This window comes from Anaerosacchariphilus hominis (genome assembly GCF_014290175.1).
Classification (GTDB): Bacteria; Bacillota; Clostridia; order Lachnospirales; family Lachnospiraceae; genus Laedolimicola; species Laedolimicola hominis.
Map to the genome: position 1 here is coordinate 253734 of NZ_JACOOR010000005.1, position 24935 is coordinate 278668.

A 24935-nucleotide genomic window follows, 5' to 3' on the forward strand; every position below is an offset into this window, starting at 1 on the left:
CCAAGTTAGTATTTTTTCGGCTGCAGGCCCACATTCAGCACAAAGCCTATGGCCATGAACAACGTCACCAGGGACGTGAGTCCATAACTGACAAAAGGAAGCGGTATTCCCGTATTCGGCATAATGCCTGTGGCCACGCAGATATTAACAAAACTCTGGAATCCGATATAGCCTGCCACCCCACAGCAGATCAGAGTTCCCGAGAAATCTCTGGCCCGTCTGCCTATCCAGATACATTCTAACACAATTAAGGCCAATAGTAAAATAATTGTTGCGCAGCCGATAAAGCCCAGTTCCTCGCCGGCCACCGCGAAGATAAAGTCTGTCTGGGGCTCCGCGATGAAGCTTCCGTTCTTTACGGATGAGACCAGGTTATTGTTCAGGCCCTTTCCCACCAGCTGGCCGGATCCGATGGCCATGATGGAATTCTGCTGCTGATAGGCATTGTCCGCATACTGGGTGGGGTTCAGCCAGGCCATGATACGCAGCCATGCATAGTGATCGAGAATTTTCTGATCCGGCTGCATGATCAGGCTGATGAAAATCACCGCCGCCGGGATACCCACAGCCAGCGCACCGCCTATGAGCTTATAGCTCAAACCCGAGACAAAAAGCAGAATTACGAAGGTCATACAAATAGAAATGGTGGTGGACAGATCCGGCTGACTTTTGATCAGCGCCGCCGGGATGACAAAGAACGCCGCCATCATTCCCAGAACCTTCCAGGTGTTCAGGTTCTCCTTGTACTTCTCCAGAAGCTTCGCAAAAAACAGAATCAGCAGAAGCTTGGACAGCTCCGATGGCTGAAACCGGAAGCCTCCGATCTTCAGCCACCGGACCGCTCCGTTGGCATCGTCACCCAGAGGCGTCTTCACCAGCAGGAGCAGCACCAGGTTAAAGGCGTATATCAGCCAGTAAAATTTCAATACCCAGATATAATCAATCAATGAGATTACCAGCATCACTGCCGTCCCCAGAAACAGTCCCAGTATCTGCTGGCCCTGTACAGACTTCTCCGCGCTTCCGATGACCAGAATTCCAATGATCGTAATCGCGTACACATAACACACCAGTCTGAATCTGTAATCCCTCAATCGATATTGTTTCAACATAGTTTTCCTCAATCTGCCAGGTCTATCTCAGCTGATCCTTATGCTTCAGATCCTTGATGGGGATATTTGCGCACAAGGCCGGCACATGGCCGTTCTGGCCGTCGGATTCGGTCTGGGTAATCTGGATATCCAGATTCTCGCAGTCGATCTCCATATACTTTGAGATAACCTTTATAATGTCATTCTTAATCAGTTCCATTACTTCAGGGGAACAATTTGCCCGGTCGGAAATCAGCAAAAGCTTCAGACGATCCTTCGCCACATCTCCCGAGCTCTTTTTCCGGAAAAAATCCATTAACGCCATCTTCTTCTCCCCCTTCGTTTATTTGAACAGCTTTGAAAGCTTCGCGAAAAATCCGTTGTTCACATCCAGGTTCATCAGCGGCACCTCTTCGCCCATGATTCTCTTACAGATATTCATGTAAGCTGTTCCTGCTAAAGAAGAATCTCCTGCCAGCGGCTCGCCCTGGTTCGTGGCGATAACGATATGTTCGTCATCCGGCACGGCGCCGATGAGATCGATAGCCAGAATGTCGATGACGTCCTCGATGGACATCATATCGCCCCGTTTTACCATATCCATACGCAGACGGTTTACAATCAGGTTGATCTTATGGATATCATTGGCCTCCAGAAGTCCGATAATACGATCCGCGTCACGAATGGCGGATACCTCCGGCGTAGTGACGATGAGAGCCCGATCCGCTGCCGCAATGGCGTTCTTGAATCCCTGCTCGATGCCTGCGGGGCAGTCCAGCAGTATGTAATCAAACTCCGGCTTCAGCTCATCGATGAGCTTCACCATCTGTTCCGGTGTCACAGCTGTCTTATCTCTGGTCTGAGCCGAAGGAAGAAGGCTCAGGTTCGGATAACGCTTGTCCTTGATCAGGGCCTGCTTCATTCTGCAGTTTCCTTCTACCACATCTACCAGATTGTATACAATCCGGTTCTCCAGCCCCATAACCACATCCAGATTCCGCAGTCCGATATCTGTGTCGATCATTACCACGCTCTTACCCAGCTTGGCAAGTCCTGTTCCTATATTCGCTGTGGAAGTGGTCTTTCCCACACCGCCTTTTCCGGATGTAATTACGATTACTTCACTCATACCTTTTTCCTCCAACTTTTATTTATTATAAATGTATTTATTATAAATGTATTTTATCAGAAATTCCTGCTTACACGTTAATATCGTTCAGCACATCCTTGGTAATGGGCTCGATATAAATATTCCCATTTTCCACAAAGGCAATCTTCGGCGTCTCGTCCGCTTTTTTCTTCCGTCGGGCCGCGCCGTCGGAACTGCGGGCAATCACATCCCCGATGCGGATCTGCATGGGAGCCATGGACAGGGCCGCCACAAAAGCGGATTCATTACCCGCAGCGCCCACAAAGACATTGCCCTTCAGGGCTCCCAGGACGATGATATTCCCCTTGGATACCACCCGGGCTCCCGGATTCACATCTCCGAGAATGATGATGCTGGTCTCAGATTCCAGGACCTGGCCGGAACGCAGGGTTCCTTTATAGAAGCGTCCATCCTGTAAATTCGCCAGATCATGCTGCTCCACCGGACGACGACTCTCCACAGCTGCTTTCATAGCCTGCTCCTCTGCCGTATTCTCTTCTACCACGCAGACGATCTGAATTCTGCAGCTTTCTCCGATAATCTTCAGAAGTTCAGCCTCTTCCTCAGCGGAAAGCTTTCTTCCCTGGAAACTCAGGGCCATCTGAGCGTCTCCGAAAAACTTGTCTGAGGAACGGAACTTCTCCGCCACCTCATTCTTTATGGTATCCCAATCGGGCTGATCATCCAGAAGGACTACAAGCCCGTACCGGTTACTTTTTATGATAACTGACTGGTTTGACATCACTTTCACTCCTAATCACCTATAGTCTGTCCGCTGGAGCCACTGGCGGTTCCGCTTAAGATCTCCTCCTCATCGGTGAGTTTGAAATAATATTTGAATACATCAGAAGCCGCCTCCGCACAGTTGGCGGAAGTATATCCGTTGGCGATACGCACCGCAACGGCGATCTCCGGCTGCTCATAGGGTGCAAAGCCCACAAAAAGCGCATGGTTCGGATGGCTCTTACTCTGCTGGGCCGTACCGGTCTTTCCAGCCACGTTCAGCCCCAGATCACTTAAAACTTTCAGAGAGCTGGTATTCTCCGCCACCAGACGCATGCCCTGATGGACTGCGTCCCAGCTGCTGTTTGCGATCTCCACCTGGTTATGAAGCTTCGGCTGGTACTCCTCTATCAGAGTCCCATCTGTCTCTGTCAGCTTATCCAGAAGCGTCAGATCATAACAGGATCCCCGGTTTGCCAGGGTCGCCACATAACGGACGATATGGGACAGAGAGTAACTGTTGGTACCCTGTCCGATGGAGGAACGGACTGCGTCCTCATCGGAAATCCGGGGCTCGTACTCGGAAAGTTCCAGTCCGGACTTGTCTCCCAGGCCAAACATCCGAGCGTACTTCTCCAGAATGGACAGACCCTTTTCCACATTGTAGCCTCCGGCGCTGCGTCCGCCTGCCAGCCGGTAACCCACCTCATAGAAGAAGCAGTTACAGGAATCCCGGATAGCCGTAACGACAGTTTCATTGCCGTGATGTCCCCCGTACTGGTTAAAGATCCAGCAGGTGGGCGATGGCGTAATCTCCGTAAACTGTCCGGAAGCATAAATTACGGTGGACGGTGTAATGGCCCCCTCTTCCAGTCCCGCAATCGCCGTAATAGGCTTAAATGTGGAACCGGGCGCCAAATTCTCCTGGGTCACACGGTTAACAAAGGGTGAAGACAGATCTTTCTGCAAGCTGTTATAGTAATTGGAATCCATCACATTGGTCAGACGGTTATTATCATAGCTGGGATAGGTCACACTGGCCAGGGTATCTCCCGTATCTGCGTCCACAATGATGATACCGCCACTGCAGGGCTCCAGTGCCAGCTGAGCCGGCGTAATCTCCAGTTTCTGAATCTTGTCAATCATGAAGCTGTAAGAGCTTAACGCGCCGGAATTCAGCCTCGAAATCGTATCCTCATCATATTCTAACACATTCTGATCATATAATAAAAGACAAATTTCTCTTCCGGACATCTGATCGTCCAGCAGCATGTACTTGTACAGCATCTTGCCGAACTCCATATCCTCCATCAGCGCCGATTGGATGTAATCCAGCACCGACTGATAGATCTCCTGGGAATCCAGGTAGGGATTATCCCCGGATATCTTTGTCACATCGATCCAGTTCTGGGAAATGGCATACTGCAGATACTCCCGGAGGCTGATGGTTTCGTCATTGGTCCACGCGATATAGGTGGCGTCCGAGGTATCCACCTCGCTCTTCATCAGAACCTGATTGTCTCCCATGAGCACATTGGCTACAATATAGCTCATGTAGTTTTTCATCTCCCGGGAGAGGTTCTGATAGGCTGTGGCACTGTCGGAATTCAGCTGGGCCATGATAGCGGCCACCGCCTGCTCCCGCTTTGTCTGAAACCGCTGACTGACGCTCTTTTCCAGTTCCGTGGCGTCGTCCGCGCCAAAATGGGTGATATCGATGATGTGATTGTCGATGAGCGCGTAATATACATCGTAAATCGGTATCATGATCTTGGCGGCGCTGGGATTGGGCCCCGGGTTGTATTCCTTGGTATTCTGAATCTTGGAGATCAGAATGCCCGCCAGTTTCTGCTCCAGAATATTGTAGCAGGCGATCTGAAGATTCTTGTCGATGGTCAGGTAGACATCGTTGCCGGGAACCGGCTCCTTCTGCTCGGCCACCTCGATAATCCGGCCCACGCTGTCCACATACATCTTCTCATAGCCCTTGGTTCCCTGAAGCTCCGTCTCCATATACTGCTCGATTCCGGCCTTTCCCACGATATCGTTCAGTTCGTAGTCCTCATTTTTCTCCTGCAGGCTCTCCAGCTCATCCTGGGAAGCCTTACCGATATAACCGATGATGGAAGAAAAGTATACACTGTCCGGGTACACTCTCCGGCTGCTCTCAGCCACTTCCGCACCCTGCAGACTGTCCTGATTCTCCAGAACGGCTGCCACGGTCTCCTCGGACACATCCGTCGCCACGGTGGTGGCCACATAGCGCTTGTAGCTGTTGGCGTCCATACCATAGCGGATGGTGGCGATCTGAAGCTTCTGCTCCGGTGTATAACCGTCCACAGCGATTCCGTACTTGGTCTTCTCCGCCTCCGTATAGGAATCGGGGATGTTGTACTTCTTCGCTTCGCACAGATACTTCATCAGCTCATTGGCGGAAGCCAGCTCCTGACTGGGCGTCAGTTCGCTTGTTTTATTCTTCCCATAAATATCCGCTTTTAATCGCAGAAGGGCTCTTCCTTCCAGGGTGTAGGCGTAATTTCCGTTTTCATAGACAATGCCCAGATCGTTCACCACGCTGTCGCCATTGTTCTCCACCAGCTGAATCAGCCGGTAGATGGTCTCGTTTAGCCGGGCGTTCTTGGTGCTCTTATTGGCATAGCTTCCGTTATCCTGGATGGTTACAGAATAAGACAGCTCGCTGTAGGCCAGGACCTCGCCGTTTCGATCGTAAATCTTTCCTCTGGTACTGGACAGGGATACATCCCGCTCTGTCTTCAGAGAAAAGGACTCCAGGTAGTCGGACCCCTTTACAATCTGCAGATAAAACACCCGCTGCAGTAAAATTCCGAACAATACAAGAAAGCCGACACTGAGAATGAAGGTCCGTGACTTTATCAAATTCCACAAGGTATCTCTGAACTCTCTGAACAAACCTAAAGCTCCTCCGTCTGTTTATCTGTCTCCGCCGGGCCGGCCGTATAGGCCGAATAATCTGTGGCCGCAGTGTCCTCATCCAGACGATCCAGAAACCGGTTCAGCCTCTGAATCAGCCGGTATAAAAGCAGGGTCAGCACCACCGTATAAATCAGCTCCGGCAGAATAATATGCAGGAAATAATAGGCGAAATCAAATCTGCTGCGCATCAGGAACATAAAAAAATAAACGCTGAGTCCGTATACCAGCTCCGACAGCGCGATCCATGTCATGGGCAGCTTGATGTCGTCGTCATAAAACATCATGTGAAACAGTCCGCTTCCGTATCCCAGGAACAGATACAGCAGAGTGTAAAAGCCGAACAGCTTTCCGAAAAACACATCCGTCAGAAGGCCGGAAAAGAATCCCACGGCCATACCCTCCTTCTCTCCCCGCATAAAACCCATGGAAGAGGTCAGGATCACCAGAAGATTCGGTGAAATGCCGCCCAGCGCCAGGGTCTGAAACACCGTACACTGCAGCAGAAATGTTATGATTATCAAAACTGCCATGACTGCTTTCCGCTTCATCTTCCTACTCTTCCTCCTGCTCTGCGCCGTTCTGCTTCAGATCCGTGATTACCAGAACCGAATGCAGATGCTCAAAATCCACCGCCGGAGTCAAGGTGCCTGACCGGGTCAGGTTATTGGCATCCAGCGACAGCTCGTTGATATAACCGATCAGCAGACCGGAATGATACTTTTCGCTCACATGGGAGGTCACCACCGTATCGCCGATGGACGCCCGTCCTTCCGTGTCCTGCAGCTGATAGAGCTGGATCATGCCCTGATCAATAAGCTGCAGATCGCCCTTCACAAAGCACAAATCTGATGTGGACAGAACCTGGGCGCTCACATTACTCATATCGTCGATGATGGAGCGAACCTGGGCCCAGTTGCTGCCCGCTTTGGTGACAATTCCTACCAGGCCGCTGCCTGCGATGACGTTCATATCCACATCCACGCCATCGGCTGTTCCCTTGTCAATGACAAAGGTATTAAACCAGTTGCCCGCGTCGCTGGCGATAATATTCGCCGCCACCTTATTATACTCTCCATAGGTCTGATCCAGGGCGTAGAGCTCCTCCAGCTCCTGCAGTCGATACTGATTCTGCATCAGACGGCTGTTCTCCAGGGTCAGTTCATCCACCTGAGCCTGCAGCTCCTGGTTTTTCGCCTGGGTCTCAGCCAGATCGTCCAGGGTGTCCTTCTTGCTCCGCGCCCAGCCGCCTACCTGATTGATTCCCTTCTCAAACGGTACAAATACATATCCGCAGATCCTGCTTAAGGTCTTTCCTGCGAAGCCTGTGCTGTAGGAAGCGAACATGGTTCCGATACACAGAAGGACCAGCGCCGCAAATATGTACTTGGAAGGTACTGAAAATCGATTTCTTTTCTTCATATTTCACCCGGATTAATTATAAGCCTGCTCTTTTGTTGCAAATGTAAGACTCCGGAACTCCTTTTCCTTGATCACGCGGGCCAGACCTCTCGCTACGCACTCCTCCGGTCTTTCCACCTGATTGACCCGGATATTGGTGGCCTTGGCAATCAGGTCGTCCAGTCCGGTCAGGTTCGCCACTCCGCCGGTGAGGAAGATACCGTTGCGGATGATATCCACACCCAGCTCGGGCGGCGTGCGCTCCAGAATCATTTTAATGGCGTCCACGATGGACTTCAGCTGCTCGGAAATGGCGTTTGCCACGAAGTCCGCGGTGATCTCCAGCATGGCCGGAAGTCCCAGTGCCATATTTCTTCCGCAGATCTCTCTGCTGTCTGTGGTATTGCCCGGCTGGTAGCCCAGCTCATTCTTCAGAATCTCAGCGGTCTTATTGCCGATAAAATAGCCGTACTCCCGGCGGATGGCATTGGCAATGGCTTCGTCGATCTTATTGCCGCCCACCTTAATAAGCTTGCTCGTGACCGTTCCGCCCAGAGACAGAATGGAGATCTCCGTGGTGTCCGCTCCCACGTCCACCAGCATGACGCCCTGCGCCTGGGTTACATCCAGTCCCAGTCCCAGTCCTGCCGCCACAGGCTTATCGATGAGCGCCACATTCTTGGACTTCAGCCCGGTGCCCTGAATCAGGGTGGTAAATACCCGATCCTGTACGTCTGTGGGAAGGGCGATGACAAATTCCGCTCCCTTCAGGTTTCCTTTTGTATGGCTCTCCAGAAAGGCCCGCAGGAACTCCTGCATATAGGTAATGCTGGCCACGGTTCCAAAGGACATGGGATAAAATACGTCGATATTGGCCGGAGCCTTCTCGTGCATGTCGAAAGCCTCGTCTCCGTAGGCGATCATCCCCTTCTTTTCTTCGATAGCCACCATATTCTTTTCGCTGTAAATGGTGTCGCTCTCCTTGCTGTAAATCTTAATACTGCTCGTTCCAAAGTCACAACCAAAACTCTGTGCAGACATCTTGCTTCCTCTCTTTCTTCTGTTCCTTTTTATGTTCTCTCTGTTAGTATTCCCCGCTCCCGCAGAGAAGTATAACAGCAGTCTCCGATAATTACGTGATCCAAAAGCCGGATTCCCAGCAGTTCTCCCGCCCGGTAAATTTTCCGGGTCATCTGGATATCCTCGGCACTGGGCGTGGGATCTCCGCTGGGATGATTGTGTACCAGTACCAGGTTCACTGCATGAACCTTCAGAGCCTCCAGGAAAATCTCCCGGGCGGAAACCGGAGCTGCGTTCACAGTTCCCCGGAACAGTTCTTTTTCCGCCAGAACCCGGTTCCCGGTATTTAAAAACAATGCCATCAGATGCTCCTGCTCCTCATGCCGCAGCTCTTCCATAAAGTAATCGGCGATGGTGGCCGGTGAATCCAGACAGAGCCGTTCCCCGGCAGAGGCCTTTGCCATCCGGGCGGCCAGCTCTCCCAGACATTTCAGTTGGACTGCCTTCACCTTTCCCACGCCCCGGAGCTCCCGGAGCTTCTCCAGGGGAATCCTGCGAAGCCCCGGCAGGCCCTCGTAGCCCGGCAGGCTTAAGATCCGCTCCGCCAGGCGGCAGGCCGACTCTCCGTAGGTACCTGTCCGGATCATGACCGCCAGAAGCTCCGTATCCGTCAGCTTCTCGGGGCCTCCCGCCAGGCATTTCTCATAAGGGCGTCCCTCTTCATACAGATCCTTCATAGTCGTCTCGCTCATATACCCTCCCGCGCTCTCCAGGCAGCTTCAGGCTTTCGTCCGACAACTCTCTTCCAAATAACAGTATCTGTTTATAACTTCCGATAAATGATAATCGCCAGTACCACGCCGATAATGCTGGCTATGGATATCTGAATCTGCAGGCCGAAAGTCAGAACCAATAGTCCCAGATCCAGGACTATGGGACTCTCCAGGCCGAAGCTCTGGCCGTAGTTCAGCCAGCTAAGCCCCGACACATTCGCCGTCAGCATTCCGATAAAGCCGCCCAGCACGATGCCGGAAAGAAGCATCACCAGCAGTACCCAGCCGTTTTTTGATCTCATAACACCCTCCGTCTTTTGTGATCCCGGCTGGGCAGAATCCACCCGTTTCCGGTTTACATATCACACTTTATCATAGCACAAAGGCTTCTGCTTGTATACCAGAAAAATCCTAAAGTTCTCTTAAGATATCTCCTGATTTCTACAATATCTTCCTGCAATCGCCTCGGCGGTTTTCACGCCGTCCATGGCGGCCGAGGTGATGCCTCCCGCGTATCCCGCGCCCTCGCCGCAGGGGTAGAGCCCCCGGATGGCGCTCTCCTGGTCCTCTCCCCTTATGATCCGTACCGGAGACGAGGTCCGGCTCTCCACGCCGGAAAGCACCGCGTCCGCCCGGGCAAAGCCGGGAATCAGATGCTCGCAGCCCGTGATACCCTCTTCCAGGGCTGCGGAAAGCTCCTCCGGGAATATTCCCCGCACATCACCGAACTCCCAGGCTCCTTTGATACAGGGCTCCACTTCTCCCAGGCCCGTGCTCATACAGTTCTGCCGGAAGTCTCCCAGAAGCTGTACCGGCACCTTTCCTCCTGCTGTCTGAAAGGCCGCCCGCTCCAGCCTTCTCTGGAACTCCACACCGGCCAGCAGGCCATCGCTCCCGAAGTCCTCGGGCCGTACGGTCACGATCATGGCGCTGTTGGCGTTACGGCCATCCCGCGCCTGGTAGCTCATGCCGTTGACCGCCAGGCCTCCTTTCTCGGAAGAGGCATTAACCACATAGCCGCCGGGGCACATGCAGAAGGAGTAGACGCCTCGGTCTCCGCTTACCTTCCGGGTCACCTTGTAGGCTGCCGTGGGGAGCCCTGCGGGATACTCTTCTCCGTACTGGCTCCGGTTTATCATTTCCTGGGGATGCTCGATCCGCACGCCCACCGCAAAAGCCTTCCGTTCCATGGGAATATCCTTTTTTCCCAACATAGCAAAGGTATCCCGGGCGCTGTGGCCGATGGCCAGCACCACCACTTCTGTCTCCAGATACGATGCCTCCGGCTCTGCTCCATCTGTTCTTTTTATATGCACGCCCCGCACCTGGCCGTCCCGGATATCCAGATCCGTAAGCTGCGTACAGAAACGCACCTGGCCGCCCAGTCTTTCGATCTCACACCGGATATGCTCCACCACACCGATGAGCACGTCCGTACCCAGATGGGGCTTGTTCCAGTAAAGAATCTCTTCCGGCGCTCCCGCTTCCACGAAAGTCTGAAGCACCAGACGGCCTCTGCCCGCCGGATCCTTCACCAGGGTATTCAGCTTTCCGTCGGAAAAGGTGCCCGCTCCGCCCTCGCCGAACTGCACGTTGGAGTCGGACTGTAAGGAGCCGCCATTCCAGAATCGATCCACGGTCTCTTTCCGCTTTCTCGCGGTTTCTCCCCGCTCCAGAAGGATGGGCCGGTATCCCGCCCGGGCCAGCATCAGGCCGCAGAACAGGCCTGCCGGGCCCGTTCCCACGATCACCGGACGATGCTCCAGCCTCTCGCTGCCCGGCTCCGGGAACTGATACCGTTTCTTTTCTGTCCTTGTCACATTCCGGTTATGAAGCTTCTTTAACAGCTTTTCCTCCCCTTTGACCTTCACATCCACCGTATACACATAGGAAATAGGCTTTTTCCGGGCGTCGATGGACTTTTTCTGAATGGTCAGGCGCTCTATCTTTTCCGAAGGAAGCTTAAGCTCCCGGGCCGCCGCCTGCAAAAGGGCCTGATCGTCGTGATCCACCGGAAGCTTGATCTGACTGATTCGTATCATACTGCTTTCTCCTCTCCGGAGGCTGCGGCGCTCACTCCCGCCAGCCATCCGCTGCTCCAGGCCCACTGAAGGTTATAGCCGCCGCAGGCTCCGTCCACGTCCAGCACCTCCCCTGCAAAATAAAGTCCCGGAATTATTCGGGATTCCATGGTCTCAGGCCGTACCTCCTTCAGCTCCACGCCGCCGGAGCAGACCTGGGCCTGGGTAAAGTCCCCGGATCCCGTAATCTCTGTTTCAAAAGCCAGGATAGTTTCCAGAATTTTCCCAATTTCTCTTTCTGTCCAGTCTCCCGCTCTTTTTTTACTCTTTCCCAGGCCGCTGCGCTCCAGGATACAGGAACCCATCTTGGCCGGAAACAGGCCCGTCAGGAACTGTTCACCTGTCTTATACCCGTTTTTTTCGACGCGATCCCTTAAAAATGTCAGAAACTGCTCTTCGTCAAAAAGAGGCAGCAGGTTCAGCACTGCCCGCACCTGTTTTCCTTCCTCCAGGGCCCGCACTGCGTAGCGGCTCACCTGAAACACCGGAATCCCGGAAATGCCGTTTCTGGTAAACTGCACTTCTCCCTGATCCGAAACCAGAAGCTCTTCCCCCACAAAAATATCCACCTTTGCATCCATCCGCACACCTGCCAGTTTTTCGTAGAATTTCTCCCTGCACCGCAGCTGTACCAGGGCCGGCAGGGGCTTTGCCACCTGATGGCCCAGTTCTTTTGCAAACTGATACCCGCTTCCATCGGATCCTGTCTCCGGGGCTGCCTTGGAGCCCGTCGTCAGGATCACCGCGTCTGCAGGATAACTCCAGCCTTCGGTTTTCACCTGAAAGCCCTCTTCTGTCCGAAGGATCTCCAAAGCCTCTGTATTCAGGGCCATCTTCACGCCCAGCCGCTCTGCCTCCAGGCGCAGAACCTCCGCCACGGAAGCTGCCTGGTCGCTGTAGGGATAGAGATAGCCGTTCCGGCTTCTGGTAAAGATGCCCCATTCCGTAAAAAGGCGCAGAGTATCGTACATGCCGACCTGTTCCAGCACCCGGGCCACGAAAGACGGATCCGAGCTCCGGTAATGCTCCAGGCTCTGATCCCGGTTGGTCAGATTGCAGCGGCCGTTTCCGGTCACAAGAATTTTCTTTCCCACCTGCTTATTTTTCTCCAGAAGCGTCACTTTCCCGCCGCTTTTTGCCGCGGCGATGGCCGCCATCATTCCGGAGGCCCCGCCTCCCACGATCAGAATCCGTTTCACGCCTGTCTCTCCTTATAACTCTGTTGTTATAATTATTTGCGATTACTATTTTCTATAACTGTACCAGTCCCGCATCTGCCATTTTCTGCAGGGACATGAGAATCCCCAGCTTCGCATGGGGCCAGGTCAGACCTCCCTGGAAGTATACCGCGTAGGGGGGCTTAATGGGGCCGTCTGCGGAAAGCTCGATAGAGGAGCCCTGCACAAAGGCTCCCGCAGCCATGATTACATCGCTGTCATAGCCCGGCATGGCCCAGGGCTCCGGGGTCACATAGCTGTCCACCGGCGCGGCCGCCTGAATACCCTGACAGAAGGCAATGACGCCTTCGGCCTTTCCGAAGGTCACGGCCTGAATGATATCGTGACGGCTCTCGGTGCTGTTCGGAACCACTGCGAAGCCCAGCTTCTCATAGATGTTTGCCGCGAAGATGGCGCCCTTTAAAGCCGCAGCCGTCACTGTGGGAGCCAGGAAAAAGCCCTGATAAAAGCTGGTCATAACGCCCAGGGACGCGCCCACCTCTTTTCCCAGTCCGGGAGAAGTCAGACGATAAGCCGCGTTTTCCACATACTCTTCTTTTCCCACGATATAGCCGCCGATGGGTGCCAGTCCGCCGCCCGGATTCTTGATAAGGGAACCCACGCAGAGATCCGCTCCCACGTCCGTAGGTTCTATGGGCTCCACAAACTCGCCGTAACAGTTATCCACCATGCAGATCACGTCCGGTTTTCTCTCTTTGATAAAGGCAATCAGTTCGCCGATCCGCTTCACCGACAGGGTGGGCCGGGTCTGATAGCCCTTGGACCTCTGAATGGTCACCAGCTTTGTGCGCTCATTCAGGGCCGCCTCGATGGCCGGATAGTCAAAGCTTCCGTCCTCCTTCAGATCCACCTGACGGTAAGTGACCCCGTACTCGGCCAGAGAGCCTTTGGAGGGCCGGATACCGATGACCTCCTCCAGAGTATCGTAGGGCTTTCCCACCGGGGAAAGCAGTTCGTCGCCGGGGCGCAGGTTTCCGGACAGAGCCACCGCCAGGGCATGGGTGCCACAGGCGATCTGGGGGCGTACCAGGGCAGACTCCGCGTGGAACACCTCCGCGTAGACCTCCTCCAGTTTGTCTCTTCCCAGATCATTATAGCCGTAGCCGCTGGTGGCCGCAAAGCAGGCAGCCTCCACCCGGCTCTTCTGCATGGCTCCCACCACCTTCAGCTGATTGTATTCCGCCGTCTCGTCGATGGCCTCAAAGCGGCTCTTCAGCCCCTTTTCGATCTCCTGTCCAAACGCGTATACCGCAGGACTGATGCCCAGTCCCTCGTACATTTTTTCTGTCTCATTCATGATATGTTATCCCTTTCTCTCTCAGTATCTCCAGCATAAATGCCAGTATGTTTTCATCCTTATAGGAAAAATCCTGCTTGAGAACCCAGATCACGTTCCGTTCCCGCCGGAACCAGGTCAGCTGTCTCTTGGCGAAATGTCTCGTATCCCGCTTCAGGATCCGCACAGCCTCCTCCAAAGACTGTTCCCCGTCCAGATAATCCAGAATTTCCTTGTAACCCAGTCCCTGCATGGAGACCATGCCTCTGCGGCAGCCCTCTTTTTGCAGGGCTTCCACCTCGGCCACCAGGCCCTCCTTCATCATCTCGTCCACCCGGGCGTCGATGCGCCCGTAGAGCCGTTCCCGTTCATCGTTCAGGACAAAATAGGCGAAGCGATAGGGGGATTCTTTCTCCCGCTGCTTCTCATTATGGGCGGAAATCCGCTGTCCGGTCTGTTCGTAGTACTCCAGCGCCCGGATCACCCGCTTCACATTATGAGCGTGAATCTCCTCCGCAGCCTTTGGGTCCACCGCCGCCAGGCGCTTATGGAACCGCTCCGGCCCCTCTTCGTTTGCCAGGGCCTCCAGCCTTTCCCGAAGCTCAGTCCCTTCTTCATTCTCCGTAAAATCGATATCATAAAGCAGGGCCTGGATATAAAAGCCGGTTCCTCCGGTCACAATGGGAATCCGCCCCCGTCTCCAGATCTCTTTCATGGCCGCTTTCGCCAGTTCCTGAAAGCGAACCACGTTAAAATCCTCCTCTGGATCCAACACATCAATAAGGTGATGGGGGATTCCTCCCATCTCTTCTTTTTTTATCTTCGCAGATCCGATATCCATCCTCCGGTATACCTGCATGGAATCAGCGGAAATAATTTCTCCGTTCACGGCTTTCGCAAGCTCGATGGAAAGCTTCGTCTTTCCCACAGCCGTGGGACCTGTCAATATGATCAATGGCTGTTTCACCGGGTCTCCTCCTGTCCTGTTTTGCTGAATCTTTCTTATTTTAATATCAATCCCTCTCTTTTTCAACCGAAACTTTCCAAAGTTTCCCCGGCGCTCTTGACTCCCGCCCGGCTTTCCTCTATGCTGTACTTAAATTCGGAAAGGAGTGTCACACCATCATGCAGAATCTTCGTATCGGTATTTTGAGTACCGCATCCATCGTTCCCCGTTTCATAAACGCCTCCCGTCAGGTGGAGGACTGCACCGTCACGGCCATCGCCTCCCGGAACCCGGAAAAGGCGCGGGAAAAAGCGGCCCTCTGGCAGATTCCGGGCGTTTTTTCTTCCTATGAGGAGCTTCTGGCCTCTCCGGACATCGACGCGGTGTATATCGCCCTGATCAACAGCGCCCACTACGCCTTTGCCCGCCGGGCTCTGGAGCAGGGAAAGCACGTGCTCTGCGAGAAGCCTCTGGCCCTTGACCCTGCCGAGATCCGGGAACTCTTCTCCCTGGCCCGGGAGAAAGGCCTCTTCCTCATGGAAATGCAGAAATGCGTCTTTCTTCCCGTGATTCAGCAGTTGAAAGAACGCATCCGCTCCGGCGAATTCGGGACCATTACCATGGCTGATTTTTCCAATTCCTTTGACGCCGGTTACAACAGCTGGATGTTCGACGCCTCCAAGGGCGGCGGTCCCCTCTTTTCCCACGCCATCTACAGTCTGCAGCTGATGCAGTATCTCTTTGATTCCTTCGTGGTGGAGCAGACAGGCCTCTGCACCCGCAGCGTTTCCGCTGTGGAAAATCAGTTTTCAGCCGTGATGCTCCTGGAGAACGGCATTCTGTTCACCAATAAAACCAGCACCGCTTCCGACACCATCCATACCGGTTATCTCTACGGAGAGCGGGGTTATATCGAACTTCCGGATTACTGGAAAGCCCGGAAAGCCATTCTCCATTTTAAAGATCGGGAACCGGAGGTTCTGGAGATTCCATGCGACTATGAGCTTCAGTATGAAACCCGGCATGCGGTCTCCTGCATCCGTCAGGGACTGACGGAAAGCCCGGTCATGACTGAGGAAATGTCTGCCCGGGCCGCGGACACCCTTCTTCAGCTCCACAGACAATGGAACGGCGGGAATTGACTCCCCGCCGTTCTTTTTAACCCCGCTTTTGGGTTCCTATTTTCCGCTTCGCTCCGCGTCGAACTCTTCCAGAATCTTCAGCATGCTGCTGGTTCCGATGCGCTCCGCTCCGGCGTCCAGCATGGCCTTACAGTCGGCCCAGGAACGGATGCCGCCCGCGGCCTTCACCTTTACTTCTTCTCCCACGGTCTGCTTCATCAGACGGACCGCCTCCACGGTGGCTCCCGAGGTACCGAAACCGGTGCTGGTCTTTACGAAATCCGGTTTTACCTCCCGGGCGATTTCGGCGATGCGGACGATCTCCTCCTCTGTCAGATAGCAGATCTCGAAAATCACTTTACTAATCACCTGATGCTCCCGGCAGACCTTTACGATGCTCTCCATCTCCCTGCGGATGTAATCGTAATTGCCGTTCTTCACCTCGCCCAGATTCACCACGTAGTCAATCTCGTCCGCGCCTTTTCGGATGGCGTCCTCCGTCTCGAACACCTTGGTCTCAATGGTGGTCTGTCCCAGCGGGAAAGAAATGGCCGCGCCCACATGGATGTCCGTGTCCTTCAAAAGCTCGTGGCAGAGGGCCACCGGCGCCGAATTGATGGCTACCATGGCACAGTGTACGAATTTTGCCTCCTCACAGAGCTTCTCAAACATTCCCCGATCCGCGAACGCCTTCAGGTTCGTATGGTCAAATACTCTGCACAGTTCCTCTCTTGTGATGGTATCTCCTTGATACATTTATCTTCTCCTCCTTTTTATAAAATCCACTTTGATACTAATTCTGCAAATATTGCTTCCGTTACATCTGATGTCTTACGATCCGGTATTCGTCTCCGTACTGGAAATAGGGGCATCCATGGAAGCTTCCCTGGATGAAAAGACGCATCTCATCCTCGTCCAGATCCATTTCACAGACATAGTAGCCGTAATCGTCGTCATAGACATAATTTCCGCATACCTCACAGTTAGTCATTTTCTGTTTCTTTTTTGTCATCCTCTCATCTCCTCACCGGGCGGCGCCAGAAGCTTCTGCATGTTCCGCTTCATCTTTTCCGACAGCCGGGCATACTGAATCAGATCTTCCTCCTCGAAGCCCGCGAACCGTGCCTCGTCGTAGTCCCGCTGAACAGTGGCTAGCTCGCGCAAAACCAGCCCGGCCTCGGGCTGGAAGGTGACGCGCACCCGTTTTTCCTGGAGCTTCTGCGGAATTTCATCCTTTTCCGCGCCCTTCTCTTTCTTCTGGCGCACAGGCTTCGGAACCGGAATATCTTCCAGCTTAACCAGACCACGCAGTACCAGCTTCTGAAGCTGCATGGTCAGGGCTCTTTTGGACACGTCCGCAAAGTCCGCCAGTTCCTTCTTATTCACGATCTGGCCCAGGTGGCTCAGGCACAGGAGCAGATAGGCCTCCTCCGGCTTCAGGTCATTCTTCAGGGCGGCCACTTCCAGATAGCGCTGCATCAGCTTCCGCTCCCGGTAGAGATCTGAAAGCATACCTTCCCCTGCCAGGGCCGCCGCACTGACTCCGGCCCGCTCATCACCCAGCTTCTTCGTACCAGGCAGGAGCGGAATGCCCACCAGGCCGTCGCTGGCCGCATCCACCAGGAACCGGTAAACCTGCAGCCGGTTTTTCTCGTATTCTTCCTCGTCCAGCACATGTTTGTAAAAATTATGATAATACTCAAAGACGCTGAGCTTCATCTGAATGGTTTTGGAGAGACTGGTTCCCTGACTGGTCACCAGCGACCCCTTCCGTTTCACATAGTAGTAAATGGGTGCATGCAGGGCTGTGATGCGCTCCGTGAAACGGATATATTCCAGGTTGAACATGAAGTCCTCGCACCAGCTGATTTCCGCGTTCATGCGCAGTGTATGTGCCTCGATGATGGAGCGGCGATACAGCTTGTTCCAGAGTACACCATAATAGTAATCTGCCGGGTTCTCCATCATATGAGCCGCGAATTCCTCCCGGCTCATGACGCCCTCTTCCTCAATGTCGCCTTTCCGGGACACACGCTCGCCGACCACCCGGTAAAAATCCGCGATGACCAGATCACAGCCGTTCTCTTCCGCCGCCCTCACCAGAAGCTTGGTGGAGTCCGGCGTCATCCAGTCGTCACTGTCCAGAAACTGGATATAGGTTCCCTGCGCCTCGGACAATGCCTGGTTCCGGGCTGCTGAGACGCCTGCGTTTTCCTTGTGAAAGACGCGCACACGGGAATCAGAGACTGCATAGGCATCGCACAGGGCACCGGAACCGTCTTTGCTGCCGTCGTCGACGAGCAGCAGTTCAAAATCCGTATATTCCTGTCCCAGCACGCTGTCCACGCAGCGGGCCAGAAAGCTTTCTGCATTGTATACCGGAATGATAATGGATACGGTCGGGTTCTTTTTATTCACGATACCACCCTCCTACACAATTCGCTTGAATTTTTTCTCGATCTCCTGCTTCGTCATGGAGATAATCGTGGGCCGTCCATGGGGACAGTTATAGGGATTCTCCAGAGTCAGCAGCTCTTTGATAAGTTCCCGGGCCTCCGCTGTGGAAAGCCGCTGGTTGCCCTTAACCGCAGCCTTGCAGGACATGGAAGCGATCTTATCCAGAATCATCTCACTATTCTTACCGCTCACATATTCCAGATCGTCCAGAAGCTCCAGAAACAGATCCTTTTCCGCCAGGCCGTACAGGTTCGCCGGTACGGCGCTGATGGCATACTCTTTTCCACCGAAAGGTTCGATCTCAAAGCCGAGCTCTGAAAAATAATCCCGATATTCCGCAAGCTTCGCCTCTTCCTGCATATTCAAACTCAGGATCAGGGGCGGACTCACCATCTGAGAGGTAATTTCTTTGTCGGCCAGTGTTTTCACCGTCCGTTCATAGAGTACCTTTTCATGGGCCGCATGCTGGTCAATCATATAAAACTTATCTTCAAACTGCACCAGCCAGTAGGTTTCAAAAAGCTGGCCGATGATAATAATGTCGGACTTTGTCTCCGGGTTCAGGAGACGGTGGTCGAAAAGTGTCAGCTGCTCGGGCGTTTCCTCCGGCGCAGCTTCCTCTTTTTTCTGAGATTCGGCTGTTTTTTCCTCCGTCCGGTACACGCCGGTTTCCCGCAGAACCTCTGTTTCCGGTTTCTCCTCCGGCTTTTGCTCTGGCTCCAGCATTTTCAGCTCTTCGTTGCTGAAAATGGACTCGGACTTTACATGCTCCTGCTTCGCTTTTTTCTCCTCAAACTCCGCGTTTACCCGCTGCTTCATCCGGGCCATAAAATACTCCAGGTTCCGCTCCCGGGGCGTGGATGGCGCTGCGGGCGCAGGTGTCGGCGCAGGCGGCTCAGTGGACGCAGATGTCGGCGCAGCGGCTTTCTCAGGCTCCGCTTTTCCCGGTTCCGAAAGGCTCTCCCGCCGGGGACTACCCGGGTTCTCACCATGAGCCTGCTTCGGCTCCTCCGTAAGCTTCACCTCCGGAATCAGCTCCCGGTCCATAAGGCCGCCCTTCACTGTCTCCCGCACAAAACGGTACAGCTCTTCCTGATTGGAGAACCTCAGCTCCATCTTAGTGGGATGCACATTCACATCCAGAAGCTTCCCATCGATGGTGAAATGCAAAGCCGTAAAAGGATACTTATGCTGCATCATGAAGGTCCGGTATCCCTCCTCGATGCCCCGGGCAATCACATTACTCTTAATGTATCTTCCGTTTATAAAATAATTTTCATAAGCCCGGTTTCCCCGGGAAATCACCGGTTTTCCGATAAAGCCCGTGATTCGCACCGGCCCCTGGGCCGCGTCGATTTCTGAAAGGTTAGCCGCGATCTCTCGGCCGTAGATGTGATAAATCACATCCTTCAGATTGTGATTCCCGGAGGTATGCAGACGGGTCTGTCCGTTATTGACAAACTGGAAGGAAATATCCGGATGAGACAGGGCCAGCCGTTCCATCAGCTCGCTGATATAACCCGCCTCGGTCATGGGGGACTTCAAAAACTTCCGTCTGGCCGGTGTATTGTAAAAGAGGCTCCTCACCAGGAAGGTGGTGCCGTCCGGCGCAGCCATATCCTCCAGCTTCTTCTCCACACCGCCTTCGATGACGTAGCGCACGCCCGCGTCGGCGTCCCTGGTCTTTGTAATCAGCTCCACCATGGCGATGGAGGCGATGCTGGAAAGAGCCTCACCCCGGAATCCCAGAGATGAGACGTGAAACAGATCCTCCACTGCCTGGATTTTACTGGTGGAATGGCGCAAAAAGGCAACCGACACCTGGCTGCGGTCGATTCCGCTTCCATTGTCAGTCACCCGGATAAAAGAGATACCGCCGTCACGGATCTCCACCGTGACCGCCGTAGCTCCCGCGTCTATGGAATTCTCCACCAGCTCCTTGACCACGGAAGAAGGCCGCTCGATGACCTCTCCCGCCGCGATCTGGTCGATTGTCTTCTGATCCAGTACCTGAATATTCGCCATCTGCTCACCACCTGTTCCTGATCTTGTTCTGCAGCCGGTAGATGGTGTTCAGCGCATCCAGCGGCGTCATATTGCCCAGATCCATATCCCGGATTTCCGTGATAATATCGTCGTCCTTCACCGTATCAAAAAGGGAGATCTGCTCCGCCTCCATATCCGGCTCCGCAGCCACAGCCCGGGGCTTCAAGGAAATATCCGCGGCGCTCAGCTCCTCCACCAGCTCCTTGGCCCGGCTGATGACCGGATCGGGAACCCCGGCCAGCTTGGCCACCTGGATACCGTAGCTTTTGTCCGCGCCGCCCCGGATGATTTTCCGCAGAAACACGATATCGTCGCCCTTTTCCTTCACGGCGATACAGTAATTATTTACCCCGGCCAGAGAGCCTTCCAGCTCGGTCAGCTCGTGATAATGGGTGGCAAACAGGGTCTTGGCCCCGAGAATCTTCGGATTACTGATGTACTCAATGACCGCCCAGGCAATAGCCAGTCCGTCAAAAGTACTGGTTCCCCGTCCGATCTCGTCCAGAATCAGAAGGCTTTTGGAGGTGGCATTCCGGAGAATATTCGCCACCTCGGTCATTTCCACCATAAAGGTACTCTGCCCGGAGGCCAGATCATCCGATGCGCCCACACGGGTAAAGATCCGATCCACGATGCCGATCCTGGCGCTGTCCGCCGGGACGAAGCTTCCCACCTGGGCCATGAGCACAATGAGGGCTGTCTGGCGCATATAGGTGGATTTTCCGGCCATATTGGGACCTGTAATAATGGAAATCCGGTTAGAACCATTATCCAGATAAGTATCGTTCGGGATGAACATATCATTGTCCGTCATCTGCTCCACCACCGGATGACGTCCGCCCCGGATATCGATGACGCCCTTCTCATTCATCACCGGACGCACGAAGCGGTTCCGCTCCGCCACAAAGGCCAGGGAGGTAAATACATCCACCATGGCCACTGCTTTGGCCGTCCGCTGAATCCGCAACACCTGGGAGGCGATCTGCTCCCGGATCTCGCAGAAGAGGGCATATTCCAGGGCCGTCAGCTTCTCCTCAGCCCCCAAAATGGTATCCTCCAGTTCCTTCAGCTCCGGAGTAATATAACGTTCTGCATTGGTCAGGGTCTGCTTACGCATCCAGGTATCCGGCACCAGATCCTTGTAGGAGTTCGTCACCTCCAGATAGTAACCGAATACTTTATTATACTTGATTTTCAGATTCTTAATCCCTGTTTTTTCCCGTTCTTCCGCTTCCAGCTTTGCCAGCCAGCTCTTGCCTTCGGTTTTAGCTTTCCGGTAGCGGTCCACATCCTCGTGATAACCATCCCGGATTATATCCCCATCCCGGATGGAAATGGGCGGATCCTCCTGAATAGACTTCTCGATCAGCGCCTGCATATCCTCCAGCACATCCATTTCCTCCCGAAGCTCACTGAGCAGCGGGGAAGAAAACTCCTCCAACAGGGTATGGATATGAGGCAGCATTTCCAGAGAGGTCCGAAAGGCAATAAGATCCCGGGGATTGGCCGTCTGATAGCTGATACGTCCGATGAGACGCTCCAGATCATAGATGGGATTCAGGTATTCCCGCAGTTCTTCCCTTGTAATAACGTGATCGTTCAGCTCCGCGATGGCCTCGTGCCGCTTCTCGATCTCCGCCCGATCGATGAGGGGCTGTTCCACCATATTCCGCAGGGCCCGAGCTCCCATGGCCGTCCGGGTCTTGTCCAGCACCCACAGCAGGGAACCCCGTTTCAGCTTCTCCCGCAGGGTCTCGGTCAGCTCCAGATTTCTCCTGCTGGAACTGTCGATGATCATATATTTGCCGATGGTATAGGTCTGCAGATGGGTCATATGAGTCAGGGGCTGCTTCTGGGTCTCATAGAGATACTTCAAAAGAGCGCCTGCCGCGATCATCCCGCAGTTTAAGTCCGTAAGGCCCAGCCCCTGGAGGCTGGCCACCTGAAAGTGCTCCAGTAAAGTCTTCCGGCACAGCTCGTCGTCAAAATACCAGGATTCCAGCGGATAGACAGCGATATTCAGCCGAAATTTCAGATCCTCCAAATCCACTCCGCTCATGGAAAAGGCCTCGTTGCAGATGATTTCCGCCGGGGCGAATTTATTGATCTCATCCAGAAGCTTTCGCTCGGAATCCACCTCAGTCACCAGGTAATCTCCGGTGGTGATATCCGCTGTGGAGATCCCATAGTGATCCGACAGGCATACGATACACATGAGATAGTTATTTCGGGTCTCATCCGCGGTACTCAGATTCGTACCAGGCGTCACGATCCGCACCACTTCCCTGGCCACCAGACCCTTGGCCTCCTTTGGATCCTCCACCTGCTCACAGATGGCCACCTTGTAGCCTCTGGAAACCAGCCGGTTTAAATATCCCTCTACAGCATGATAAGGAACGCCACACATGGGTGCGCGTTCCTCTAATCCACAGCTCTTTCCCGTCAGGGTCAGTTCCAGTTCCCGGGACGCCACCTTGGCGTCCTCAAAGAACATTTCATAAAAATCGCCGAGGCGATAAAATAAAATACAGTCCTTGTACTCCTCTTTTGTCTTCAGGTACTGCTGCATCATGGGTGTCATTTCCGCCATGAATCTTCCTCCCGGTGTCTTTTCCGTCCTAGCTGTTGCTGGAAACGGTTCCATTCTCCGCATCCACCTCTACCACAGCTCCATTCTTCAGTATTTCCGTCGCGTTGGCCGCATTGACGATAACCGGAATCTCCAGAGTCAGGCCTACAATGGCCGCATGGGAATTGCTTCCGCCCTGCTCCGCGATAACAGCCTTGGCACTCTTCAGCTCCGGCAGCATCTCATTGGTGGTCTCCGGTACCACAACGATATCGCCGGCCACGAAATTCTTTTTCAGTTCTTCCATATCCTTTGCCACGCAGATGGGCCCGCAGACCTTCTTTTTGGTATAGCCCTTTCCCTCGACCAGAATCTTGCCTGCCACCTGTACCTTGATAAGGTTCGTGGTTCCGGTCACACCAAGAGGCACGCCGGCGGTCAGCACGGTCAGATCTCCACGGAATACCAGGCCTGCATCCTCCGCGGCAGTTACCGCACTGTTGAACAGAGCGTCCGCATTCTCCTCCTTCGGGAGAAGCAGCGGCTGTACGCCCCAGTACAGGTTCAGCTGTCTGCATACATAATCATCCATACAGCAGCCGATGATCATACAGCCCGGATGATGCTTCGCTATCATACCTACGGTACGACCGGATTTGGTGACAGTGATAATCGCCGCCGCATGCAGGTCTACCGCCGTGGTACAGGTCGCATGGGAGACCGCGTTGGTAATATCCGTACGATCCTCGATGCTCCGGCGTTTGAATCGTTCGTCGTAATCGATATCTGCCTCGGTACGCAGAGCGATCTTTACCATAGTCTTCAGAGCCTCCACCGGATACTGGCCGGAAGCGGTCTCGCCGGACAGCATGATGGCGCTGGTCCCCTGGTAGATGGCATTGGCCACGTCGGAGGTCTCCGCACGGGTAGGTCGCGGATTCTTCATCATGGAATCCAGCATCTGGGTAGCGGTAATAATCGGCTTGCCCGTCTCAAAGGCCTTGCGGATCAGCTTTTTCTGGATGCTGGGCACCTCTTCCAAAGGAATCTCCACGCCCATGTCGCCCCGGGCAATCATAACGCCGTCTGCCACACGCAGAATCTCGTCCACATTTTTGATACCCTGATCATTCTCTACTTTAGCAATAATCTTGATATAATCACAGTGATTCTCCTCCAGAATCCGGCGAATCTCCAGAATATCGTCCGCGGTTCTGGTAAAGGAAGCCGCAATATAATCAAAGCCCTCCTGCACTGCGAACTCAATATCGTCTTTGTCCTTCTTGCTGATAAACGGCATCTTCAGCTCCACGCCCGGAACGTTGATACCCTTTTTATTGGAAATGATTCCGCCATTCTCCACGCTGCAGATAATCTCTTTTTCCGTTACCTTTACCACCTTCAGGCCGATCAGACCGTCGTCGATCAGGATGGAATCACCCGGCTGTACGTCCTTTACCAGATTCTTATAGGTAATGGAGACCTTACCCTCATTGCCCATCACATCCTCGGTGGTCAGCACAAAAGTCTGTCCCTTTTTCAGTTCTACCTTGCCTTTTTCAAACTCGCCGGTCCGGATCTCCGGGCCCTTTGTATCCAGAAGCAGCGCAACAGGCAGTCCCAGTTCTTCCCGGACCTTCTTTACCCGTTCCAGCTTTCCTCTCTGCTCCTCATGGGTTCCATGGGAGAAATTCAGTCTTGCTACATTCATACCTGCCAGCATCAGTTCCCGAATCACTTCTTCGGATTCGGAGGCAGGTCCCAGAGTACAGATAATTTTCGTTTTTCTCATCGCCATAGTCATCTTCTTTTCACTCCTGTTTTTTCTCTATCTTTTCCATTTTACCCGCCCATTATAACACCGGGAAAGAAGAGCCGTCAAGGAAAGGGCCTGTAAAAATTTCCTCTTGCAGTTGTAAAATTTCTATCTAAATCTTTCTGAAAAGGGGAAATCGGCTAATGCCGATTTCCCCCAGATGAATGCCAGATCTCTTTTATATAGTTCCACAATGCGGTCTATCTCGCGAATGCCACGCATGTTTGCATATGTAAGGACTCCATACTTCATGATTGGGTTAAACCCGTGTTTTC

The 24935-nt window shown here is 53.6% G+C and carries 21 protein-coding genes and 1 pseudogene; 1 reads left to right on the forward strand and 21 read right to left on the reverse strand.

Features of this window, described 5'->3' with window-relative positions:
* Nucleotides 1-5: 5 nt before the first annotated feature.
* The 14 genes from H8S44_RS10530 to miaA form a co-directional block, all read right to left on the reverse strand.
* Nucleotides 6-1112: an FtsW/RodA/SpoVE family cell cycle protein gene (locus tag H8S44_RS10530; protein WP_186873642.1), complete on the reverse strand. Its 1107-nt coding sequence runs from the start codon at nt 1110-1112 to the stop codon at nt 6-8.
* Between the two features lie 22 nt (nt 1113-1134).
* Nucleotides 1135-1416 carry a cell division topological specificity factor MinE gene (gene minE / locus H8S44_RS10535; RefSeq protein WP_178038175.1) on the reverse strand — a complete coding sequence of 94 codons (282 nt, stop codon included), beginning with the start codon at nt 1414-1416 and terminating at the stop codon, nt 1135-1137.
* Between the two features lie 18 nt (nt 1417-1434).
* Nucleotides 1435-2220: a septum site-determining protein MinD gene (gene minD, locus H8S44_RS10540; RefSeq protein ID WP_186873643.1), complete on the reverse strand. Its 786-nt coding sequence runs from the start codon at nt 2218-2220 to the stop codon at nt 1435-1437.
* Nucleotides 2221-2290: 70 nt separating this feature from the next.
* Nucleotides 2291-2983 (reverse strand): septum site-determining protein MinC, encoded by a 693-nt coding sequence (gene minC / locus H8S44_RS10545; RefSeq protein WP_186873644.1) that lies wholly within the window; start codon nt 2981-2983, stop codon nt 2291-2293.
* An 11-nt stretch (nt 2984-2994) separates the two neighbouring features.
* Complete coding sequence (locus tag H8S44_RS10550; protein ID WP_243167559.1) at nt 2995-5862, reverse strand: penicillin-binding transpeptidase domain-containing protein; 2868 nt, start codon at nt 5860-5862, stop codon at nt 2995-2997.
* A gap of 35 nt (nt 5863-5897) precedes the next feature.
* On the reverse strand, nt 5898-6467 hold the full coding sequence (gene mreD, locus H8S44_RS10555) for a rod shape-determining protein MreD (protein WP_186873646.1): 570 nt from the start codon (nt 6465-6467) through the stop codon (nt 5898-5900).
* A 4-nt stretch (nt 6468-6471) separates the two neighbouring features.
* A complete protein-coding gene (gene mreC / locus H8S44_RS10560) occupies nt 6472-7338 on the reverse strand; it encodes a rod shape-determining protein MreC (RefSeq protein ID WP_186873647.1) in 867 nt (288 codons plus the stop codon).
* 12 nt (nt 7339-7350) lie between these two features.
* The gene (gene mreB / locus H8S44_RS10565) at nt 7351-8358 is read right to left on the reverse strand and encodes a rod shape-determining protein (RefSeq protein ID WP_186873648.1); all 1008 of its coding nucleotides are present in this window, start codon (nt 8356-8358) and stop codon (nt 7351-7353) included.
* A 29-nt stretch (nt 8359-8387) separates the two neighbouring features.
* Nucleotides 8388-9089 carry a RadC family protein gene (gene radC, locus H8S44_RS10570; RefSeq protein WP_186873649.1) on the reverse strand — a complete coding sequence of 234 codons (702 nt, stop codon included), beginning with the start codon at nt 9087-9089 and terminating at the stop codon, nt 8388-8390.
* Between the two features lie 71 nt (nt 9090-9160).
* Nucleotides 9161-9412: a DUF4321 domain-containing protein gene (locus H8S44_RS10575; protein WP_186873650.1), complete on the reverse strand. Its 252-nt coding sequence runs from the start codon at nt 9410-9412 to the stop codon at nt 9161-9163.
* Between the two features lie 120 nt (nt 9413-9532).
* The gene (locus H8S44_RS10580; protein WP_186873651.1) at nt 9533-11152 is read right to left on the reverse strand and encodes an NAD(P)/FAD-dependent oxidoreductase; all 1620 of its coding nucleotides are present in this window, start codon (nt 11150-11152) and stop codon (nt 9533-9535) included.
* On the reverse strand, nt 11149-12390 hold the full coding sequence (locus H8S44_RS10585; protein WP_186873652.1) for a BaiN/RdsA family NAD(P)/FAD-dependent oxidoreductase: 1242 nt from the start codon (nt 12388-12390) through the stop codon (nt 11149-11151). The genes H8S44_RS10580 and H8S44_RS10585 overlap by 4 nt, the downstream gene beginning before the upstream one ends.
* 52 nt (nt 12391-12442) lie before the next feature.
* The gene (locus H8S44_RS10590) at nt 12443-13726 is read right to left on the reverse strand and encodes a methionine gamma-lyase family protein (protein ID WP_186873653.1); all 1284 of its coding nucleotides are present in this window, start codon (nt 13724-13726) and stop codon (nt 12443-12445) included.
* Nucleotides 13719-14672, reverse strand: coding sequence for a tRNA (adenosine(37)-N6)-dimethylallyltransferase MiaA (gene miaA / locus H8S44_RS10595; RefSeq protein WP_186873654.1), 954 nt, complete (start codon nt 14670-14672; stop codon nt 13719-13721). Before miaA ends, H8S44_RS10590 begins: the two co-directional genes overlap by 8 nt.
* 158 nt (nt 14673-14830) lie before the next feature.
* On the opposite strand from miaA, the gene H8S44_RS10600 reads away from it, so the two are divergent.
* A complete protein-coding gene (locus H8S44_RS10600; RefSeq protein ID WP_186873655.1) occupies nt 14831-15793 on the forward strand; it encodes a Gfo/Idh/MocA family protein in 963 nt (320 codons plus the stop codon).
* 36 nt (nt 15794-15829) lie between these two features.
* On the opposite strand, the gene deoC is transcribed toward H8S44_RS10600, so the two are convergent.
* The 7 genes and pseudogenes from deoC to H8S44_RS17020 all read right to left on the reverse strand — a co-directional run.
* Nucleotides 15830-16528, reverse strand: a complete 699-nt coding sequence (gene deoC / locus H8S44_RS10605; RefSeq protein WP_186873656.1) for a deoxyribose-phosphate aldolase — start codon at nt 16526-16528, stop codon at nt 15830-15832.
* Between the two features lie 61 nt (nt 16529-16589).
* Nucleotides 16590-16784 (reverse strand): DUF6472 family protein, encoded by a 195-nt coding sequence (locus H8S44_RS10610; RefSeq protein ID WP_186873657.1) that lies wholly within the window; start codon nt 16782-16784, stop codon nt 16590-16592.
* Nucleotides 16781-18190 carry a glycosyltransferase gene (locus tag H8S44_RS10615; RefSeq protein ID WP_186873658.1) on the reverse strand — a complete coding sequence of 470 codons (1410 nt, stop codon included), beginning with the start codon at nt 18188-18190 and terminating at the stop codon, nt 16781-16783. Before H8S44_RS10615 ends, H8S44_RS10610 begins: the two co-directional genes overlap by 4 nt.
* A 12-nt stretch (nt 18191-18202) precedes the next feature.
* Nucleotides 18203-20254, reverse strand: a complete 2052-nt coding sequence (mutL, locus tag H8S44_RS10620) for a DNA mismatch repair endonuclease MutL (protein ID WP_186873659.1) — start codon at nt 20252-20254, stop codon at nt 18203-18205.
* Nucleotides 20255-20258: 4 nt separating this feature from the next.
* Complete coding sequence (mutS, locus tag H8S44_RS10625) at nt 20259-22865, reverse strand: DNA mismatch repair protein MutS (protein WP_243167561.1); 2607 nt, start codon at nt 22863-22865, stop codon at nt 20259-20261.
* 28 nt (nt 22866-22893) lie between these two features.
* On the reverse strand, nt 22894-24642 hold the full coding sequence (pyk, locus tag H8S44_RS10630) for a pyruvate kinase (protein ID WP_330593573.1): 1749 nt from the start codon (nt 24640-24642) through the stop codon (nt 22894-22896).
* Nucleotides 24643-24816: 174 nt separating this feature from the next.
* A pseudogene (locus tag H8S44_RS17020) lies at nt 24817-24935 on the reverse strand (transposase); the annotation flags it as partial.

Bases quoted from the DNA above. Each gene is read 5' to 3' on its own strand.
- H8S44_RS10530 (WP_186873642.1), bottom strand. From the start codon at position 1,112: ATGTTGAAACAATATCGATTGAGGGATTACAGATTCAGACTGGTGTGT.
- minE (WP_178038175.1), bottom strand. From the start codon at position 1,416: ATGGCGTTAATGGATTTTTTCCGGAAAAAGAGCTCGGGAGATGTGGCG.
- minD (WP_186873643.1), bottom strand. From the start codon at position 2,220: ATGAGTGAAGTAATCGTAATTACATCCGGAAAAGGCGGTGTGGGAAAG.
- minC (WP_186873644.1), bottom strand. From the start codon at position 2,983: ATGTCAAACCAGTCAGTTATCATAAAAAGTAACCGGTACGGGCTTGTA.
- mreD (WP_186873646.1), bottom strand. From the start codon at position 6,467: ATGAAGCGGAAAGCAGTCATGGCAGTTTTGATAATCATAACATTTCTG.
- mreC (WP_186873647.1), bottom strand. From the start codon at position 7,338: ATGAAGAAAAGAAATCGATTTTCAGTACCTTCCAAGTACATATTTGCG.
- mreB (WP_186873648.1), bottom strand. From the start codon at position 8,358: ATGTCTGCACAGAGTTTTGGTTGTGACTTTGGAACGAGCAGTATTAAG.
- radC (WP_186873649.1), bottom strand. From the start codon at position 9,089: ATGAGCGAGACGACTATGAAGGATCTGTATGAAGAGGGACGCCCTTAT.
- H8S44_RS10575 (WP_186873650.1), bottom strand. From the start codon at position 9,412: ATGAGATCAAAAAACGGCTGGGTACTGCTGGTGATGCTTCTTTCCGGC.
- H8S44_RS10580 (WP_186873651.1), bottom strand. From the start codon at position 11,152: ATGATACGAATCAGTCAGATCAAGCTTCCGGTGGATCACGACGATCAG.
- H8S44_RS10590 (WP_186873653.1), bottom strand. From the start codon at position 13,726: ATGAATGAGACAGAAAAAATGTACGAGGGACTGGGCATCAGTCCTGCG.
- H8S44_RS10600 (WP_186873655.1), top strand. From the start codon at position 14,831: ATGCAGAATCTTCGTATCGGTATTTTGAGTACCGCATCCATCGTTCCC.
- deoC (WP_186873656.1), bottom strand. From the start codon at position 16,528: ATGTATCAAGGAGATACCATCACAAGAGAGGAACTGTGCAGAGTATTT.
- H8S44_RS10610 (WP_186873657.1), bottom strand. From the start codon at position 16,784: ATGACAAAAAAGAAACAGAAAATGACTAACTGTGAGGTATGCGGAAAT.
- mutL (WP_186873659.1), bottom strand. From the start codon at position 20,254: ATGGCGAATATTCAGGTACTGGATCAGAAGACAATCGACCAGATCGCG.
- mutS (WP_243167561.1), bottom strand. From the start codon at position 22,865: ATGGCGGAAATGACACCCATGATGCAGCAGTACCTGAAGACAAAAGAG.
- pyk (WP_330593573.1), bottom strand. From the start codon at position 24,642: ATGGCGATGAGAAAAACGAAAATTATCTGTACTCTGGGACCTGCCTCC.